An 829-nucleotide genomic window follows, 5' to 3' on the forward strand; every position below is an offset into this window, starting at 1 on the left:
GGGCGTGGCGGGCGAGTTGGTCATCCGCGGCCCGCATGTCATGCAGGGCTATTGGCGCAACGACGTGGCCACGGAGCAGATGCTGCGTCCCGGGCCGCATCCCTGGGAAAAGCGGCTCCACACCGGTGACCTGTTCCGGACGGACGAGGACGGCTTCCTTTATTTCGTTGGCCGCAAGGACGACATCATCAAGACGCGCGGCGAAAAGGTCGCCCCGAAGGAAGTCGAAACTGTGCTGCACGCCCATCCAGGCATCGTGGAAGCCGTGGTGACCGGCGTGCCGGATCCGGTGCTCGGCCACGCCATTGCCGCTCTCGTCGTTCTCTCGGACGAGACCCTGAGCGAGCGGGACATCATTCGCTACTGCGCCGTTCATCTCGAGGATTTCATGGTGCCGAAGCTCATCGAGTTCCGCCGCGAGTTGCCGAAGACCGATACCGGAAAGGTCAGCCGAAGGCTGGCGGCCGAAACGTTGGGGACTGCACAATGAATCTCTCCCTCGCCCCGAGCCGTCCCGCCTTCTCGGCCGACGCGCTGACGCTCGACAACGCAGCGGAAACCGATCGCATCGTCGCCGGGTTGCGCGAGCAGCTACGCGGCATGCGCAAGCGCGGGCTCGTGCTCGGCCTCTCTGGCGGCATCGATTCCAGCGTCTCGGTCGCGCTCGCCGCCCGCGCCGTCGGCGCGAAGAACGTCTTCTGCCTGTTCATGCCGGAAAGCGACTCCGATCCCGACAGCCTCCGCCTCGGCCGGCTGGCCGCCGAAACCTTTGGCGTCGAAGCGATCGTGGAGGATATCGGCCCGACGCTGCACGCGATGGGTTGTTATC

Annotated in this window: 1 protein-coding gene and 1 pseudogene; both read left to right on the forward strand. The window is 65.7% G+C overall.

Translation table 11 applies throughout. The features are described 5' to 3' along the window. Nucleotides 1-490: fatty acid--CoA ligase family protein (locus tag EOA22_RS35645; RefSeq protein WP_164756279.1), on the forward strand; the 490-nt coding region annotated here is incomplete at its 5' end. After that, nucleotides 487-829: pseudogene (gene nadE, locus EOA22_RS35650) on the forward strand (NAD(+) synthase); the annotation flags it as partial. The gene EOA22_RS35645 and the pseudogene nadE, both read left to right, overlap by 4 nt.

This window comes from Mesorhizobium sp. M7A.F.Ca.US.014.04.1.1 (assembly GCF_003998745.1).
Lineage (GTDB): Bacteria > Pseudomonadota > Alphaproteobacteria > Rhizobiales > Rhizobiaceae > Mesorhizobium > Mesorhizobium ciceri.